Origin of the sequence: Rhizobium mulingense, from assembly GCF_029194105.1 — a bacterium.
Lineage (GTDB): Bacteria > Pseudomonadota > Alphaproteobacteria > Rhizobiales > Rhizobiaceae > Rhizobium > Rhizobium mulingense.
Window position 1 is genome coordinate 1 of the sequence record NZ_JARFVE010000003.1, and the last position, 18,374, is coordinate 18,374.

The 18,374-nt window shown below is 57.8% G+C and carries 11 protein-coding genes and 3 pseudogenes; 11 read left to right on the forward strand and 3 right to left on the reverse strand.

Going from position 1 to position 18,374, the window contains the following annotated elements:
• Positions 1–262: 262 nt before the first annotated feature.
• Positions 263–3,228 (reverse strand): annotated as a pseudogene (locus tag PYR71_RS04995) (Tn3 family transposase).
• A 185-nt stretch (positions 3,229–3,413) separates the two neighbouring features.
• Between PYR71_RS04995 and PYR71_RS05000 the strand changes: the two are divergent.
• Positions 3,414–3,690: pseudogene (locus tag PYR71_RS05000) on the forward strand (helix-turn-helix domain-containing protein); the annotation flags it as partial.
• Positions 3,691–4,586: 896 nt separating this feature from the next.
• Here the strand turns inward: PYR71_RS05000 and PYR71_RS05005 are convergent.
• Positions 4,587–5,375, reverse strand: coding sequence for a Crp/Fnr family transcriptional regulator (locus PYR71_RS05005; RefSeq protein WP_275618466.1), 789 nt, complete (start codon positions 5,373–5,375; stop codon positions 4,587–4,589).
• Between the two features lie 384 nt (positions 5,376–5,759).
• Here PYR71_RS05005 and PYR71_RS05010 point away from each other — a divergent pair, with 384 nt between their 5' ends.
• Positions 5,760–6,041, forward strand: a complete 282-nt coding sequence (locus PYR71_RS05010; RefSeq protein WP_275618467.1) for a DUF6894 family protein — start codon at positions 5,760–5,762, stop codon at positions 6,039–6,041.
• Positions 6,042–6,564: 523 nt separating this feature from the next.
• Positions 6,565–7,215, forward strand: a pseudogene (locus PYR71_RS05015) (transposase); the annotation flags it as partial.
• 92 nt (positions 7,216–7,307) lie between these two features.
• Here PYR71_RS05015 and PYR71_RS05020 read toward each other — a convergent pair.
• Positions 7,308–8,267 (reverse strand): LysR family transcriptional regulator, encoded by a 960-nt coding sequence (locus tag PYR71_RS05020; RefSeq protein ID WP_275618468.1) that lies wholly within the window; start codon positions 8,265–8,267, stop codon positions 7,308–7,310.
• A gap of 189 nt (positions 8,268–8,456) precedes the next feature.
• On the opposite strand from PYR71_RS05020, the gene PYR71_RS05025 reads away from it, so the two are divergent.
• The 8 genes from PYR71_RS05025 to PYR71_RS05060 all read left to right on the forward strand — a co-directional run bounded on the left by PYR71_RS05025 (position 8,457) and on the right by PYR71_RS05060 (position 18,264).
• A complete protein-coding gene (locus tag PYR71_RS05025) occupies positions 8,457–8,858 on the forward strand; it encodes a nuclear transport factor 2 family protein (protein WP_275618469.1) in 402 nt (133 codons plus the stop codon).
• A 383-nt stretch (positions 8,859–9,241) separates the two neighbouring features.
• The gene (locus tag PYR71_RS05030) at positions 9,242–10,447 is read left to right on the forward strand and encodes an MFS transporter (RefSeq protein WP_275618470.1); all 1,206 of its coding nucleotides are present in this window, start codon (positions 9,242–9,244) and stop codon (positions 10,445–10,447) included.
• A 353-nt stretch (positions 10,448–10,800) separates the two neighbouring features.
• Positions 10,801–11,424: a type IIL restriction-modification enzyme MmeI gene (locus PYR71_RS05035; protein WP_275618471.1), complete on the forward strand. Its 624-nt coding sequence runs from the start codon at positions 10,801–10,803 to the stop codon at positions 11,422–11,424.
• A 49-nt stretch (positions 11,425–11,473) separates the two neighbouring features.
• Positions 11,474–12,364, forward strand: a complete 891-nt coding sequence (locus PYR71_RS05040) for a DUF6088 family protein (RefSeq protein WP_430523408.1) — start codon at positions 11,474–11,476, stop codon at positions 12,362–12,364.
• Complete coding sequence (locus tag PYR71_RS05045) at positions 12,361–13,419, forward strand: nucleotidyl transferase AbiEii/AbiGii toxin family protein (RefSeq protein WP_275618472.1); 1,059 nt, start codon at positions 12,361–12,363, stop codon at positions 13,417–13,419. The genes PYR71_RS05040 and PYR71_RS05045 overlap by 4 nt, the downstream gene beginning before the upstream one ends.
• 12 nt (positions 13,420–13,431) lie before the next feature.
• Positions 13,432–14,289 carry a helix-turn-helix domain-containing protein gene (locus tag PYR71_RS05050; protein WP_275618473.1) on the forward strand — a complete coding sequence of 286 codons (858 nt, stop codon included), beginning with the start codon at positions 13,432–13,434 and terminating at the stop codon, positions 14,287–14,289.
• Complete coding sequence (locus PYR71_RS05055) at positions 14,286–14,864, forward strand: hypothetical protein (RefSeq protein WP_275618474.1); 579 nt, start codon at positions 14,286–14,288, stop codon at positions 14,862–14,864. The genes PYR71_RS05050 and PYR71_RS05055 overlap by 4 nt, the downstream gene beginning before the upstream one ends.
• Position 14,865: 1 nt before the next feature.
• Positions 14,866–18,264: a UvrD-helicase domain-containing protein gene (locus tag PYR71_RS05060; protein WP_275618475.1), complete on the forward strand. Its 3,399-nt coding sequence runs from the start codon at positions 14,866–14,868 to the stop codon at positions 18,262–18,264.
• Positions 18,265–18,374: the final 110 nt, after the last annotated feature.

The window sequence follows — 18,374 nt, forward strand, 5'->3', positions numbered from 1 at the left end:
TCCACATCTTTGGATTTTACCTAGCCGCATTCGTACTTGCATTTAGGCTTCCCGCTTACATCAGATCAACCCGTAGACAGCGTTAATCGTAGCCGACGGAACGATAAGGTTCCTATGTCTCTTCGCGTCTGACTGCTGCAGTCTTTTTTGCGATTGACCATACTAAACCGGATGATTCCACGGCAGGAGTTCATCGATCCGGTTTTGGGGTCAGAACAAGAGCAGTCCGAAATCGTACGCTAAGGGCGAACGGAATGAGAACTTATGCGACCCGCCGTAGCCCGGCTGGCAGACGGAGCGATCGAAATCCGTTCGGCATCTGATGTTCGGCATCCCAGGTGTAGATGCCGGTAAGGTTGATGTGTTCCCAACCGAGCGGCGAGATGTGCTTCAACAGAGTATCAGGAATATCTCGACCCGCTCGTTTCAGCTGTGTGATTGCACGGTCGAGATAGACGGTATTCCAATGGACGATCGCACTGACGACGAGGTTGAGACCAGATGCGCGGAACGCCTGGCTTTCGAACGACCGGTCGCGGATCTCGCCTCGCTCGTGGAAAAAGACAGCGCGTTTCAGCTTATGGGCGGCCTCGCCCTTGTTGAGACCGGCTTGGCATCTCCGCCGTAGTGCCGGGCTTGAGTACCATTCGATCATGAAGAGCGACCTTTCGATACGCCCGAGTTCGCGGAGCGCCCTCGCGAGATGGCTTTGCTTCGGAGATGCGGACAGTTTCTTGAGGATTGTAGACGGCACCACGGACCGCGTCGTGATTGACGCGGCGAGATGGAGTAGATCGTCCCAATGATCGAGGATAAGAGTGGTGTTGATCTGCGCCCCGATATGGTTCGACAGGGTCGGATATGCGTCGCTTTTCTCGAACGTGTGGAACTTCCGGTCTTTGAGATTGCGCAGTCGCGGTGAGAACCGCTTTCCGATCAATGCGAACAGCCCGAAGATATGATCACTGGCCCCGCCTGTGTCGGTAAAGTGTTCATGGATGTCGAGGACCGTGTCCTGATCGAAGAGCCCATCGAGCACATAGGCCGCCTCGCTCTCGGTCGGACTGATGGGCAAAATGCTGAAATAGCCGTACTGATCAGACAGATGGCTATAGAATTTCGATCCGGGTTCATTGCCGTAATGCAAGTTGATTTCGCCGCGCTTTGCAGCTCGGTCGCGCGCACGGAAGAATTGGCCATCGGACGATGACGTTGTGCCATTGCCCCACAGGCGGGAATGCGGATGCTGGGTGTGGGCATCGGTGATGCACGCTTGCGCCGCGCGGTAGGTCTCCGATCGGTGTGCGCATCCACCCAATCTGGTGAGCGCTGATCCCCTTGGATGCGCCCGCCATTCGTTTCGGGCCGAGGTTAGTCGCATCGGCCAGTACACCAGCGAGCATGGCAGAGACATTTTTCGGGACGTCGCCGGTGCGAACATGCGTGAAGTGATCCGCAAAACCGGTCCATTCATGCACTTCCCTTAACAAGTCGGGAACCTCGACCAACGGATACATGTCGCTGATCTCGGCATTCAGTTCCTCGGCTGCCACGGGGACTTCACCGACGGTTGGTGTGACGATCAACGTTCCGGCCTCAAGACGAACTCCTTCGAGCTTTCCGGATCGTGCTCTGTGCGCCAGACGCTGCAGGTTGAACTCGAGCATCTGACGCGCTTCGGCAAGCCACTGCGCGCCATCAGCTTGGACCCCCAATCCGAGACGATCCTCCTGCTTCATCGTGATGAATGCCGACCGCGGCATCAGATGCTCGTCAATCGGACGGAAAGATCGGCTGCCGTCGACCCAAATGTCCGCAGATCTAAGCCGGTCTCGAAACCGCTAGCGTGGCGATCTCGTAGAGACGGCGATCAGGTTTCCCTTGTTCGAAGATAAGCCGTCGATCAGTTTGGCTGAGGTGGGTGAGCGGCACGCGATCCGGGAGTGTTCGCCGCTTCTCCGCATAAAGCCGTTTCAGCAGCGCAATTGCCGCGAGAAGCGGATCGTGGCGATACGCCGAGCGAAACGTAAAGGCCTGAAGGAATGCACCAATGTATTTGTGGACGGTCGCGTATTGTTCGGCTGCCACGGACAACGGCGGTGCCTCGTTGTCGTCGACCATCGACTCAAGCTCAGGCTTCATCCGAAGCAGCCGGTCCCAGCCGACTCTTTGGTTGAGGACATCCAATGCGTTCCGACCATAGTCGTTGGCAGTCTGCAGGGCGGTGATCGTATCTAGAAACATGCGCAGCGCTTTGGCGGTGTTCGCTCGGCAGTCCATCTGTCGCTGCTTCTTTCGATTGTTGGCTTGCGAGAACAGCTTGCCCATCAGCTTGATGAACATCGTTACCGCATCGTCCGTGAGCTTCTGGCAAAGCTTGATAACTTGAGCCACGATCAGAGCGTGGCGGCGGCTGGCGTTAAAGTCGTTGGCAAGCCAGGCCGGCGTTGCGTTGCCCTCCCGGATCATCTGGTCCCACCGTCCGGATGACACGCGCGCCTGCAGTTCCGGATCGATCTCCAGCCGCCGCAGAAAAGCTATCCGCTCGGTCAGCCCGACGAGGTTCGCCGCAGCCGGCGCTTCTGGCTCCGAACGCAGCCAATGAAATCGCGTCTGGCCGATCGACGGGTCAACCTCTAACAGCCTATCCAGTGATTGAAGCCTATCGAGTGGGATGTCTTCAATCAGAGTTCTTTCTGCCCGGCGCCGGGCTATGGCACGGCCGGCAAGGCCGATGCGTTCGATCGTGTCGATCGCCGGCAAAAGAGCTCCGCGTTCGCGAAACGTTGCGACAAGCGAACTGGCTATCGCAGCACCGTCGTCGGACATGGTCGCCGCTTGAATTGCCGCCAATAGCGCGGCGCGGCGATCTTGCACCGTCGCGCTTCTCGTACCCAGATAGACCATTAGTCGCGCCGTGTGATCCCGACGGGTTTCTTCGCGGCGTGCATAGAGGGCAAATTCGTCTGGGGTGGCGCCGATCTGATCAGCAACATACTTCAGCATGGCGCGAGGCGGAGTTTCTTCTGCCCCAAGCACTCGACCCGGGTATCGCATCAGACATAGCTGGATGGCAAAGCCAAGCCGATTGTGATTACGTCTCCGCAGTTCGATCTCCAGGCGATCCGCTAATGACAACGAATAGTGGCGAATTAAGCTGTCCTCGTCGACTGGGATATCGACAAGCTTCCGGCGATCTTGATCTTTGAGAAGCTTGCGCTTTGCCATCGCCCGACTCCATTCATGACCAATCTGCGTGAAGCGTTGTCGAGTCGGGCCGAACAGAGAAATCAAAACTGGCGCATGTCGATGGCAATCCACAGAGATCGGATGTTGCACATCCGAACTACGACATCGTTCCTGTTCCGTTCGGCCTTAGCGTACGATTTCGGACTGCTCTTGTTCTGACCCCAAAATATGAAAGCGGTAAGAACCGGGTCCGCGCTTCTATGCTCTACGAGCTTGCCGACTGCCTCAAAATCCTAGTTTCGAGGTTTTTCGAAGGCCTTCCAGATCCCGAATCAGGGCCAACAATTCACAACGGAGATCGATGAGAAGATTGCCTACATTTCCACGGCGGAGGGACGGCGTCTGACAGACGACGTTTTGCTGCTTTCCCAGCGAGTGCGCAGTCGCGTCGTTGCCCTCGTCACCTCGATTGTCGACGAAGAGATGAAAGAACCGAAGTAAGCATCCGGTGGAGACCGCAACTCAGGCGGCTTGATCTGGCACCCCGGCTATCGGCTCGGGTTTGATCCCGATTTGCGAGTACAGGAAGCGATCCGGCTTGCTCGCCTAACGGGCCAGTTCCCTTCGATCCATTATGCGATCTTCCTGGCCTAAAACGTGAACCGCTTAGCAACAAGCCGGACGCTGGCCCGGAAAACTCTCGCCGTGGCAGAACCATTGACCCCGCTTCAGTGTCAGTGGCGTGAGGAGGTATCTATGGAACTGCGCGGCGCACATTCGGCGCTTCGAGATCACGCAGTTGTCGGGACGCATCGCTCTGGATTAGTTCAAGGGCCTGGACGCTTTGCTTAAAGATCGCAGTTATTTCGTTATTTCGCAAATTTCCTGCCGTTGGAAGAATTTGATCTCAGGCATTTCCTGTCCTGGCCCCGATAGCCTCCCTTGCCGCAGCGTCAATCCGCTATCCGGTCGCAAGGTTGGCGAGCTCGACGGTTGACGGTGCATAATGGAGAGCCTGCCCCGTGGCAAAACAACCGCGGGACTGGCCATTATCCTCGCAATAGCCGACGCCCGCCAGGTCATCCATCAGCTTTAACTCGAACGTGTGCCGTCCGCATAAAACGCCCTGCTGGGGGTCTGCGGGGCTAATCGAGCATGCATGTAATGGGGCCCCTGCACGGATTTGTCTGGCACACACCGCCTCTGTCCAGTACCGTTCAGGAACCAGGCCAGGTCGCCTTTAGCTAGTGGGATCGCCACGGGCCCCGACTCCTCCTCTCCTCCTTCCTGCCGATCCTTACTTCCCGATCAGAACTGCCCGGCTTCGGCGGGGCTTTTTTCAGATCCGATCGCGGATGAGACGCATTAACGCGGCCGGTCCTGATCAACCGGTGGAACTAATTCGTGCCAACCACTCTACCCCGCTTGGTATGACCGACGTCCGCTCGCCTCGTTGTGCCGATATCTTCTTCTGCGGGTTCTTGGCCGATCAACCGCTCGTACTCTGCTTCCGGCGCGCCATAGCATCCGCCGGCGGTTTCGATCAGGATCCGGCGATCCAGGATTTGGACGACCCCCCGCGTCGATTTAATGGCTTGGAGGCCTTCAAGCACATGAAGGTGATCGGTCACCCCTGAACGCCTGACACCCAGCATTGAGGCTATAAACTCGTGCGTAACGGGCAAACGATGACCGCCGAGCCGATCATGGCACATCAGCAACCAGCGCGCCAGTCGCTGATCCAGGCTATACTTCGCAGCAGCCAAAGCGGAATGAGCGAACTGTAGCTCACACGTTTGGACATAGCGAAGGAGCATCAGGCGTGCTTTCGGATGATTCAGGAGGGAGAGAAAGCGATAGACAGCCATCTGAAGACCCGCTCCCCGAATATACATGGAGGTGTCGCTCAACGATCGGTCCGATCCGAGAAGCACGACATGCCCGGTCAAGCCCTCGTAGCCTACCTGGCCAACTTCGACGCTCTTCCCGTCAACACTCCGCGCCACCGTGGAAGCCAAGCCGCTTTCGATAAAATGGATGTACTCTATCGGTGTTCCCGCCTCCACCAGCGGTCGCCCCGCAGGTATTTCGACAGCCTTCAGGTTTGGTGCTAAAAGATTGAAGGCATCATCAGGGAACCGCCGCAGCAGTTTGTTCCTAAGCTGGGACCTGTCGATCGCCGCCATGGCGTCGCCTCCTTCGCCTAGCGTTAACGCCGCTCCTGGACGATGGTTCGCAAAGCAGTGCGCCGTCATTGTCAACTTATCTAGAGGGATGCACAAGGCATTCAACACCACCTGCCGGTAGCATCGCTAAGCGGCGCGTCATGATTGCAATAGTTGTGGCGCTCGCGGGGCTCATGAATTTGCACAATCGTTGAACGGAAACCAGCGTGCGGCTCTGGTGCTTGGGCGCCGAGCCGTATGATGGACTTTTCTCTGGACGATAGCCCCATAGACAGCGGCTATGCGCAGAAGGCAAAATCCTTTACATTACTCACCGATATTTTGAATCGAGCAGTCTCCTAAATCTTAACGGCGCACGCGGTAGGCCATCGAAAGGAAGGTCCCTTGCCCACCTATTATTTTCACATCAAACATGCTGCTCGCGTGATAATCGATCCTGAAGGCGGTGGCCACGAAGACCTCGAGGCAGCCAAACAGGAGGCCCAGGAAAGCCTTCGCGAACTGGTCGCTCAGGCTGTTCTGTCTAACCGGCCTGATATTCCGCTTGCGATAGTCGTCTGCAATGTCGACGGCGAAGTTCTCGCCTCAGTCGCCACGGATTCGGCAATTCCGCAGATTGCCCGCCAAGTGGAGCCATCCAGCGAGAGCCCGAAGGACGGCACTTAGAGTCCTCATTGAAAGCCGCGGGCTCCGAACTGTGAACCTTCCATGCCGCCCGTTGTTGGTCGACCCGAAATCGTGTCAGCGGCGCACGCTCTGCCCCGCCTACCAGCTTCTTCTTGCGCGACTCGCTTTTCTTCAGAACTGATCCGTCTCCACAAGTGCCTTGCGCGACTTCACTTCTCCGCAATCAACGCTACCGTTTATCGAAATTCGCCATTACTCTCGCTCTGGTAGAACTTCGGTTTGAGAACGCGCCTGAAGACTGGTCGTTTGGAGACGCGATGACTTTTGGAACTGAATTGTCTGGCGCATTGGATCAAATGCGAGGTCGGATGCACTTGCTGCATATGGCAACCACTGCGGTTGGTGATAGCGGCACAGAGGGCGCCAATCAACAGCCCTTCATCACATATCAGCCTGACGGACTATCTTGTCCGGGTACTGCGTAACATCCCCGAGATCGAAAGTGAATAGCCCCGAGATTCGTAGACGCCTTCTTTCCTAATTTTGAGGCAAGAAGAGCATCATGAGCAAATCGAATTTCAGCGAAGATTTTAAGCGTGACGCGGTGCGCCAGATTACGGAGCGTGGCTATCCGGTTGCGGAGGTTTCGCAGCGTCTCGGCGTCAGCCTGCATTCGCTCTACGAATGGAAAAAGAAGTTTGCTGCGTCGAACGCCAAGGGCAACGACGAGGCCGAGGAGATCAGGCGGCTGAAGAAGGAACTGGCTCGCGTCACCGAGGAGCGAGACATCCTAAAAGAAGCGGCCGCGTGTTTCGCCAGGGATGCAAAGTGAGTACGCGTTCATTGCCTTGCATCACTTGCAGCTTTCGGTGCGGACGATGTGTCGCCTTCTGCGGGTTCATCCGTGCGGATTTTATGCTTGGCTGAAGAACCCTTTGAGCAGACGAGCCAGCGAGGACAAGCGACAGACCGATCTGCTCCTGAAGGCATGGGAAGAGAGCGGCAAGGTCCACGTTATCGCAAACTGCACGACGACCTTCTCGATCAGGGAGAGACATGTTGCCCAAACCGAGTTTCCCGGCTGACCCGCCTTGCCGGGATCAAAGCGCAGATTGGCTATAAACGCCGTCCCGGCATCTACGGCGGCAGGCCTTCGGTCGTCATCGACCACACGCTCGACCGGCAGTTCGATGTGGCGGCTCCGGACAAGGCTTAGATCACTGACATCAACTGTGTCCGAACTTGTGAGGGCTTCGCTTATTCTCGCTCGTTATTCCGTGACTTACGGGTTGCACCCAGTTTTCGTCACGAATGAGTCCGTCTGCTCTTCGAAGCGGCTTCGTTTGTTCGCAGTGTTATCATTTTTTCCCGCGCGATCCCTATTAATTGCATTGTGATCCCAGAGTGAGCCCGCCCTCGGTGCAGCATCAACTGGTTTTTTGCATTATCAAAAGCGGCGTCTATTAGGGAGATCCTCTTTATCTCCGCAGCAAACAGGAATGTCCCGGCCGAAGCCGGCAGAAACGTAATGCCGATGTTTTTCTCGACATAGGACTTCAACAGCTGGAGGGAGCTCGTCTCGAACTGAATCCTCGGCGTTATCCCTTCATCGTTTTGAAACCGCGTCATTGCTGCTCGAATACCTGACGATTTCGAATGCAGCGCTGACGGATAGTCGGTGAGCTGGCTTAGATAAGCCTCACCTTTACCCGCCAGCGGATGGCTTTCATGCACATAGGCGCATAAGGGGTCTGAGCACTCAGCAACGATTTCGATTTCGTCGGTCCGATTGGCATTATAGGCGAACGCGACATCGGCACGGTTATCAAGGAGGTCCTTGATGATTTCTTCGGTTGTTCCAATCGTGACCTTGACCCGTATGCCAGGACGAGCGATCATGAAGTCAGCCAAAACGGTTTCCATCATGTCCTGAGCGAAGCCTTCACCCGTACTGATGGCAATTTCCCCGCTCTCCAGCCCCTCATGCTCGTTAATCTGGTGAAGAACCTGGCGGTCACGCTTGTTTCGGTCCTTCAGGTATTTTGCCAGCAGATCAGCTGCCGGTGTGGGCTTCGACCCTCGCAGGTCTCGATTCAAAAGGGGGTATCCAATCTGGTGCTCGAGAATTTGAATCTTTCTGCCGATTGCCGATGGCGTCAGCCCCAGGGCCTCGGCAGCGGAACGCAATGATCCATGCTCATATACGCAGAGAAAATAAAAAATCGCCCGTTCGTCCAACCCGACAAAGTCGTCTCGATCTGCCATGTTCTTCACCGCCAAAGAGCTGTTTTGATTACAATTGCCTCAAAGACACTTTCGCAAACGCGGTGGCGTGAACCATTCGTGAAGGGTGTCGACCGCCGTTATACAGAGTGTTGCTTCCTTTGAAATAGCGAGAAACACTCACGCAGGCTATCTTCCGACTGATTCCGACACATGATCAAGGCTTTACCTATGTCTGAACAGCGTGAGACGTCTCAAGGTGCATTGCCGCGCCCTGTCGCCGACTATGTGGCCGCCTATAACCTCAAGGATATCGACAAAATGGTCGAACAGTTGGATGACGGCGTATCGTTCCTTCATGTGATGAGCGGCGAGACCAAGCACGCGCTCAAAGGACGCGACGCCTTTGCGGAACTCGCACGGTCGAGCGCCTCCATGTTCATATCACGCCGCCAGGAGGTCGTATCATCGTCGACAAGAGATGGCAGGACCGTGCTTCACGTCCAGTTTAACGGTGTTATCGCTTCCGATTTGTCAAACGGCTGGGTAGCGGGTCAGGAGATTGACGTGTCCGGCGTGTCGATCTTCACTGTGGCGGGGGAAAAAATCACTGAAATCATCGATGTCGCATGAGCCGGGTGGACGGCTGAGCCCAGAACACCTCTGCTTGAGCCGCGATCGACCGCCCACCCTCATAAATTGCCAGACTAGAATGAAAAATAGCATGAGCAATCACGACACGCTTTTTCTGCTTCGTCCTGGCTTCGAGGACCCAACCATGGCGAGCTGAGCGGTAAGCAAAAGGCGGGCATTTTCATTGCTGTTTTTCCCGTTCTGCGAGTAATCTGGCGAAACGATCGGAGAGGTCAAACCCGTCGGACGCGCAGGGATCGAAGACCTCTTCGTCGTCGTATCCCGACAGAAACAAGTTTTGATCTCCTGCCCTGTGAGGTATTCATCACAGATCCAAAAGCGCGTGTTTTGCTTCGACGCGCGTCAACCCCCGGAGTTGCATCATGAAAATTGCGTCGCAGCAGCGGATCTATGTCTGCTTCTTTCTCTTCGCCGTGTCGCTGGGGGCGCTGCTGTCGAGGATGCCGGATTTGCAGGTTGCGCTTGGCGTCGACAAGTCAGAACTTGGGTTGACCTTGATTGGAGCGGCGAGCGGGGCCTTGATTTCGTTGACTTTGTCTTCGCCCTTGATCGCCGCGGTCGGCGCGCGGATTACGGCGTTTATTACAGTTCTCGGCACATCTGCGCTGCTTTCGCTGGTGCCATGGATCGGTGCTGCGCCAGCCGTGTTCTGTGTGCTTTTCGTCGAGGGGCTGCTCGCCGGCGCGCTGGAGATCAATCTCAACGTCGAGATCGACCGCATCGAAGCGCAGCTGGGACGCGGCGTGATGAACAGAGCCCATGGTTTCTGGAGCCTCGGCTTCTTCGTCACGGCGCTTGTCTCTTCGGTCGTCCGCCAAGCCGGTATTTCTATGCAGCTACATCTCGCCGTGACCTTTGCCGCGGTCCTCGTCATCGGCATCTGGACGATCGCGGGCATGCGCAATGCGCCGGCGCGGATCACCTTGGACGAGGGCAAGGCGCCGCCGCTAGCACTTCCTACCTGGGGGCTAATGCCGCTCTGCGTAATCGGTATCGCCGCCTTTCTCGTCGAAGGTGCCGGGATCGATTGGTCGGCGATCTATATGCGCGATGCGTTTTCAGTCGAGCCCTTCATCGGCGGACTAGGATTGACACTCTTTACCTTTTGCATGGCATTGGCGCGCCTGTTCGTCGATCCGCTGGTCGATCGTTTTGGGGCGCGGACCGTCGCCACGACGCTGCTTGTTCTTTCGGCGATCGGCATCTGTGCCGTCTGGGGCGCACCGCATGCCTATGTCGCACTGGTGGGCTTCGCCTTGATGGGCGCCGGCTGCAGCGCGGTCTATCCCCTCGCCGTCTCGGCGGCGGCCCAGCGCACTGATCGCGCGGCATATCTCAACGTCGCCGCTCTCGGCCAGATGACCTTCGTCGTCTTCTTCCTGGCGCCGCCACTGCTCGGTTTAATTGCCGAACATGCAGGCATCAGGACAGCCTATCTGGTCTGCCTTCCGCTGATCATCTACGCGCTCTTTTCGGTCAAGGCGCTTGCCACGCGCCGGGCTGGCGGGCGTATCAGAGGCGTCAACCTCACCCCAAAAGCGGACCTCTCCCGTAAGCATTCGGCGTAGGCCGCAGTAGCTACGACATGCGCATATTGTGCAAATCACGTATTGGGAAGTTATTGGACGGTCCTCTGGGCGCTACTTTCTCCGATCGCGAGTCCGCGTGCGAACACCCCGTCCACGCCATTTAGCACCAGAGGCAAGATAACACGGCCGTCCGCAGTGTTCAGTCGGGGAGCCTTCAAAATACGCGCTCAGTAACAGCGGTTCAAGGGTAAGTACCAGGCTAAAACCGAGCCGCGAGAGAAGAAAAGAAGCGGAACGACGAAGCATTGGCCGAAAACCCTAAGGCAAGTGTTGCCCGACATCACCAAGGCTTTCTAAATAGATGGTGGCAACTTTCTTGGCCCAGAGGTGACATGAAGGACGCGGTTGCGGAACTATCGCGTTACATTGGCTGTAGCCGCGTGACACTTCGACCGATATTCGAGTTTATCGATCCGGCGATTCGACCGAACGACCTGATAAGTGTGTTCGCACTCGAGGACGACTATTCTTTTGGGATTCTTCAATCGAACATCCACTGGATGTGGTTCACCCATAGGTGCTCGACCCAAAATGGTCGTCCGCGCTACACGTCAGAGAGCATCTTCGACACTTTTCCATGGCCGCAGAAACCCGGCCAAGCGGCAGTTAAAAAGGTGGCGGAGGCCGCCGTTGCATTGCGCGCTTTGAGGAGGAAGCTCAAGCAAGAGAATAATCTGTCGTTCCGTGAGTTGTATAGGACGCTAGATTTGCCAGGGACGAACCCACTCAAGGATGCCCACGATGTCCTCGAGAAGGCTGTCAGGGCCGCCTACGGCAAGTGGAAAAAGTCAGATGTTCTCACGCATTTGCTCGATCTCAATGCCGCCCTCAGCACTGCCGAGGCGAATGGCGAAAAAGTTGTTGGCCCGGGTCTTCCCCCAGCAGTCAAGAAAGCAGGATTGGTTACTACGGATTGTCTGCGTATGTCGCCCGACTCCGAAAGTGCTGCCGCGTAAGAGTCAAAGTCCCATTCGAGCTTTCGCACTTGGTGCGGAGTCTTGGACGGTGGCAACGTGGCTGGGGTTGACGCCATCGCCGCTCATATTCGATGACATCGCGAGTGTCCGAAATTTGCCTACATTTTTCGGACCTCCTTCTTGCAAGTCGTCCGAAAAAGATCTACAAATTTCGGACATGAAAGACGACTCATCGGATCTCAAGCACGGCATGCTCGCGCGTATAAACGCTGACGCGTTGCGAAAAGTATGGACGCCGAGCGATTTCATCGATCTTGCCTCGCGCGATGCCGTTGACAAGGCATTGCAACGGCTGACAAAGGCTGGGACTTTGAGGCGGATCGATCGCGGACTCTATGATAAACCCGGGTTCAACAAACTTACCCAGAAGCCCAATCCACCTGATCCGCGCTCGGTAATTGACGCCGTTGGGCGACGCGACCAAACCCGAATGCTCGTCGACGGCATGACTGCCGCGAACGATCTCGGCCTGACCGACGCCGTTCCAGCAAAGATCGTCGTTCACACTGATGCCCGCCGTCGCGCGATTACGCTAGGCAACGTCACGATCGCTTTTCGCCCGACCGCAGCGAGCAAGCTGTTCTGGGCTGGCCGGCCAGGTATGCGTGTCGTCCAGGCGCTTCATTGGCTGCGCGACCTCCTGGTCCGCGAAGGCGAGAGCGATCAGGTTAGGCGCAAGCTCTCCAAGCTGTTCGAGGATCCGGCCGTGGGACCATCGCTGAAAGCAGACCTCATCGCGGGCATGACAGCTCTCCCAACCTGGATGTGGATGTTTCTCAAGCCACTTATCGAAAATGATGATGGCGTTGCGCGTGACGACGAGGATCAGAGCGTCTCCGCCATCACACCAGCGCGGAAGCCGTCCTCTCAGCAGAAAGCACAACCCGCGAGCCGCGCAAACCGGGTGAAAAAGACATGAATCCTGCTTTTGACGATGTTCTCGCAGCCGGAGAGGATGCGATGTTGAGCGCCTTTGATACGACGGCGCAACGCCTCGGCACTGCAGCCCAGAACATAGAAAAAGACTTCTGGGTCTGCTGGACGCTGGACGTCTTATTCAACGGGTTGAAAGAGGGTGGACCGCGCCTCCTCTTCAAAGGCGGAACCTCGTTGTCCAAAGGGTTTGGTCTGATCAGCCGCTTCTCCGAAGACATCGATGTCACGGTATTTAGAGACGATATCGGTGAGCCGGCCACTATCGAAGAACTTGAGGAGCTCAGTGGCAAAAAACGCAAGGCGCGCCTCGAAGCGATCAAGGACGCCTGCAATGCCTACATCAACGGACCACTTCTCGACGAGTTAACGGTGATCCTAGCGGACCGCCTCAAGACCGCTGGCGTCGAGGCCTCAAAAGCGCGGATCGAACCCGATGATACCGACCCTGATGGGCAAACTTTGTTGATCTGGTATCCGGCGGCGACGCCACGTTCGGATTATGTGAGGGCAGCGATCAAGATCGAGTCGGGCGCGAAATCGGCGCTTGATCCGAACAGCGAAGTGCAGATCAAGCCCTATGTTGACGATGATCTTCCGGCGCTCGACCTGACGGTGCCAGGCGTGCGGACCGTTGATCCTGAGCGGACCTTCTGGGACAAGGTCGTTATTCTCCACGGGCTGCGGCGCTGGTTCGATAAGCGCGGTGAACTGAAAGGCGGCGGCCAACGGGTGTCGCGACACTACTACGATCTGCACCGGCTCGTCGCGACAGCCGTTGGAGCCGCGGCTATCAAAGAGCGGGCGCTCGGCGAAGATTGCGTCGCGCACGCCCGCATGTTCTTCAACCGACCCGACTTCGATCTCGGAAGCGCCGTCCCTGGCTCTTTCGCGCTTGCGCCGCATGACGAGATGGTTGAACAGCTGCGCGCTGATTACCGGGCTATGCAGGGCATGATCTTCGGCGACCCGCCGGCGTTTGAAGCCGTGATCGACAGCATCGCTTCGCTAGAGGCAAGCTTAAACAAGATGGCCGAATGAGGCGGGGCGGTAATGAAACATTTGGAGGGAGCCGTAGGCGCAAAACCGGAGCCGGACGGGTATCGCGAGGGCAACGCGGATATAGCTCCGCTGCGCAAGCGACGACTGACTGGTGAGCTTTACGAGCGCGACGGGAAAGTGGAAATACTCATCGCAGAACTTGCAGCCCTGCCGCGCGATGAGTTGATCGGCAGAGCGGCAATTACGAAGCGCTCCGACCCAGGCTACGTGCCAAGCGAGTGCCTCGTGTATTTCATTCGAGCCAGTCGCCACGACAACAACGAGGCATGGTTCGAGCGCCTCTATCGTATCCTCATGGAGCGGGTGCTGCGCAGCGTGCCGAAATCAGAAAGCTCGGACGGCAGGACGGAATCGCTGACGCGCAGCGTGGTCCGTGACAAGGTCTTCAGCCGGTTCGTAGAAATTCTATCCGCAGATCGAGCATCATATGTCGACAAACTCGATTTTTTCGAGGTGCGGTTCGATGGCGCTGTTGCGAGCTTCAGACGCGATGCTCAGGAACAGGTTTGGCGAGACGAGAACAGATCCAAGCCTCTTGAATATGACGAGGAGAGCGGTGAACTGGCGGCGGAGGTCGAGGCAGCAGCCGGCGTCCATGATCCCTTTGCCGCTTCGGATTTCGACGATCCGACTTACCGGTCGCGTCTGGATGCAGCGATTGAAGCTTTACCGCCAGAACAAATCAGGATCATACACATGCTGAAAGAGGGCTTTCCCATAGATTCAAAGGAGCCAGACGTCATGACCATCGCAAAGGCATTGGGCCGCTCCGAAAAAACCATCCGAACTTATCGCGATAAAGCGATAGCAGCATTGCGGTTGGCGCTGGCTAACGGTGAACACCAATGAGCCCGGCCGGCGAACGTCCCTCCCGCGAATCCGTGCTTGACGCGTTCGCCGTCGAAAGCGAGCCAGATCGCTCGACCCTCGAGCGCTACCTGCGACTTTATCCAGAATACGCTACCGAACTCGTTGACCTCTCGCGCGAGCTAAGCCGTGAAATTCCAGAGGATGAGGCGCCCCTCTCCGTTGCGGATCAGGCGCTGATCGATGCCGCGTGGTCGCAACATGCCAAGGCTTTGCCAGCGACGGCGTCAGATCCTTTTGCGGCTCTGACAGCCGATGATTGGCGTACGGTCGCCCACCACCTTGACGTCCCGCGCCAGGTCATCACTGCGCTGCGCGAACGGCGCGTGTCGCTGCTGAGTGTTCCACGGCGGTTTCTTCAAAATCTGGCGGTGGCGATGCGCTGCTCCGTCACGCAGTTGGAATTGTCTTGGGGGAGCGCCCCGCTGGTTGCGGGCCGCAGCTACAAGGCAGATGGAAAGCCCAACGCGGGCGAGCAGGTAACCCTGGAAAAAGTTCTGATCGACGCTGGCGTTCCCGTAGAGAAGCGGGCCCGGCTTCTGGTGGAGGCGGACTGATATGGACAGCGTGGAGCTTGCCAGGCAAGTCGCCGCCGAGCTTCACGCTCATCTGGTTGAGTCCGGCTCTAATCCTTGGTCACCCTATGATTTTGTTGTCGCGGAGGCCAAGCGCAGGGGGATCGACGTTGAGCCGACTGCGGCGGGTGCGGCTTTGCTCAACGGCGGCCGCGCAACCTTCATAGCCGCCGACGGTCTGATCCTTCATGAAGATGTAAGCTCTGTATTCGAGAAAGCCTTTCTCGTTGCGCACGAAATTGGACACGTCGAACTTGGCGACGATCCCGATGATGGGCCCACGCCGACGATCGATCCAGCCCGGGCCGCCGAACCATCGCCGGTCGGCATCGATCGCGTCGTCGACTATGGGCGAAAGCAACGGCGCGAAGTCCAGATGGATTTGTTCGCGAGAGAGCTGCTGCTGCCGCGTGGCGTCGCGCGCGAGCTCCACGTCGTTGGAGGGCTTTCTGCTTCTCAAATTGCCGCGAAGCTCGGAGCGCCGTTCGAGGTCGTGGCGCAACAGTTGTTTGATGCCTTGCTTTTGCCGTCGGTGCCTCCAGCAACCGCAGCTGCACATGTGGAACGCCCGTTAAACCCTTTGCAAGCGACAGCCTCAGCGCATCGCGGAGAGGCCTACCTGCTCGAAGCAGGTCCAGGCACGGGCAAGACCCAGACCTTGGTCGCGCGCGTCGAAGGCCTGCTCACCGACGGCGTCGATCCGAGGCGCATCCTGCTTCTGACCTTCTCCAACAAGGCGGCGGGCGAAATGGCCGAAAGGATCGCGCGCAAGAGGCCCGAGGCGGCTGCTGCAATGTGGATCGGCACGTTTCACGCCTTTGGCCTCGATATCATCCGTCGGTTCTATGCGGAGCTCGGCCTACAGAAAGACCCACGGATGATGGATCGGACGGAGGCAGTCGAACTGCTTGAGGAGGAGTTTCCGCGTCTGAGGCTCGCGCACTATCGTAACCTGTATGATCCCACCCAGATCATCTCCGACATGCTGGTTGCCATATCGAGAGCCAAGGATGAGGTGGTCGACGCCGACGCTTACGCTGCACTCGCTGGCGCCATGCTAACGAAGGCGACTGACGCCGAAACCCGCGAAGCGGCAGAGTGTGCCGTAGAGGTGGCTCGTGTCTACGCGACCTATGAGCAGCTCAAGCGCAACGCGCATTGCATCGACTTTGGTGACCTTGTCGCGATGCCGGTGCAACTGCTCGAAAAGGATGCGGCTATTCGCGCAACACTTCAGGCGCAATATGACCATGTCCTCGTCGATGAATATCAGGACGTGAACCGCAGCAGTGTGAGATTGTTGAGCGCTCTGCGGCCTGACGGTCGGAATCTCTGGGTGGTAGGCGACGCCAAGCAGTCCATCTATCGCTTCCGTGGCGCCTCGTCTTTCAACATAACCCGCTTCGGCAGGCAAGATTTTGCCGGCGGCAAGCGCGGCCGACTGAAACGCAACTATCGGTCGACGCAGGAGATCGTGACCAGTTTTTCCAACTTTGCTGTCACGATGCGAGCCGGTGACACCGACAGTGGTCTCGCGGCAGATCGGGACGGCAATGGGCATGGTCCAGAGTTGCGCATGGTCAAGCGTGCCGAAGAGCAGCAGGTCGCCTTAGCCGATGCGATCGAGGAACTCCGGCGCCAGGGCCACGCCTATCGCGATCAGGCGGTTCTATGCACCGGCAACGAAAAGCTGTCGAGGATCGGTCAAGACCTCGAACGGCTCGGTGTGCCGGTCCTACTTCTGGGCAGTCTGTTTGAGCGGAGTGAGGTCAAGGATCTCCTGGCCATCCTCTCGATCCTGGTCGACCGGCGCGCCATGGGTTTGGTACGGGTCGCCTGCTGGCCGGATTTCGCGATGTCTTTCGCAGACGTGAGCGCGGTTTTCGAGCACCTGCGAGCCACAGATCCCGCTCCGGCAAGTTGGCTTCAGCACGTCGAGTCAATCCCGGACGTGAGCGCGGCTGGCCGCCAGGTACTTGGCAAGCTCTCAGCTGCTCTCGCAGGCTTCGACGCCGCCTCCTCACCCTGGACAATCCTCGCGAAACTGCTCCTCGACCGCACGCCGATTGTAGCACGTCTCGGGACATCACCGGATCTCGGTGATCGCACACGCGGCATTGCGATCTGGCAGTTCCTCAACTTCGTGCGAGTACAGCCCACGGGGCGCGGGCTACCTATCACGCGCCTTCTTGATCGCGTGCGCAGGCTTGTCCGCCTCGGCGACGATCGCGACCTGCGTCAGTTGCCAGCAGCCGCTCAACATCTCGATGGGGTGCGGCTGATGACCATTCACGGCGCCAAGGGCCTGGAGTTCGAAGGCGTGCATATCATTGGGCTCAACAGCGATACGATTCCACGCACGCCCCCTACCCCCGCCTGTCCGGCGCCCCCAGGCATGATCACAGGCTCTGAAGGCAGCGTTCTAGAGGCATTCCGAGCGGGCCAGGCTGAGGAACAGGAGTGCCTGTTCTATGTGGCGCTCTCGCGCGCTCGCGATCGCCTGTTTCTCTACGCACCGACTGAGAAGAGCAACGGGAACAATCGGCCGCTCTCGCCATTCCTCGATCGGCTTGGGACCTTGACGCGCAGTTCGATCGTGCCGTCGCGGCCACTTCCGGTGGCAGGCGAAGCGCGGCCTGTTGATTTGGTCATCGATGGGCGGCTTCGTTTCAGCGGCCCGCAAATCGCACTTTATGAATCATGCCCTCGCCGATTCCTCTACACGCACGTCCTTCAGGTCGGAGGACGTCGAACCGCGACCGCCTCTATGCAATTGCATGAGGCAGTTCGTATAGTGGTCGGGACGGTGATCGCGTCCGACCTGTCGATTTCCGAGCAGGACATGCAAAACCGTGCCGAAGCAGCGTTGGCCAGCCAGGGGCTCTCCGATCACGGATATCGCACCGAATTCCTCGACTTGGCCATGGCGATGCTGCGCTTCTTCCTGTCCAGCCGCGCAGGAGCGGTCGCGGCCGTCCCCGCGGCTGTCAGTATCATAATCGATGGGGAGGAGATTTTCGTCCAGCCGGATGAGGTGCTGATGCGACCCGATGGTGTCCGCGCCGTGCGTCGCGTCGCAACAGGGCACCTGCGGTCTACCGAGAGCAAGGATGTCGGTGCGGCGGCGCTGATCCTCGCGGTTAAGCAGGCTTTTCCCGACGCCGTTGCGGAACTGGTGCATCTCTCCGACGGCGAAGCGCGTGCGCTGTCGTTATCGGATCGCGAATTGACGGGCCGCAGGGACAAGCTCGCAAAGTTTCTGGGCGATATTCGCGCCGGGCGCTTTCCGGCTGACGTTTCACCATTCACCTGCCCGAACTGTCCGGCTTTCTTTATCTGCGGTCCAACCCCCGAAGGCCGGCTCAAAAAAAAGTTTGCCTGACCTTACCGGTCGGCCAATCTCGCTCCGATTGGATCTTTAGAGCCGCGGCGTCGCCACGGCGGAAATCTAAGGAAACCAATCTATGAGTACAGAAGAACTTCTTGAATATG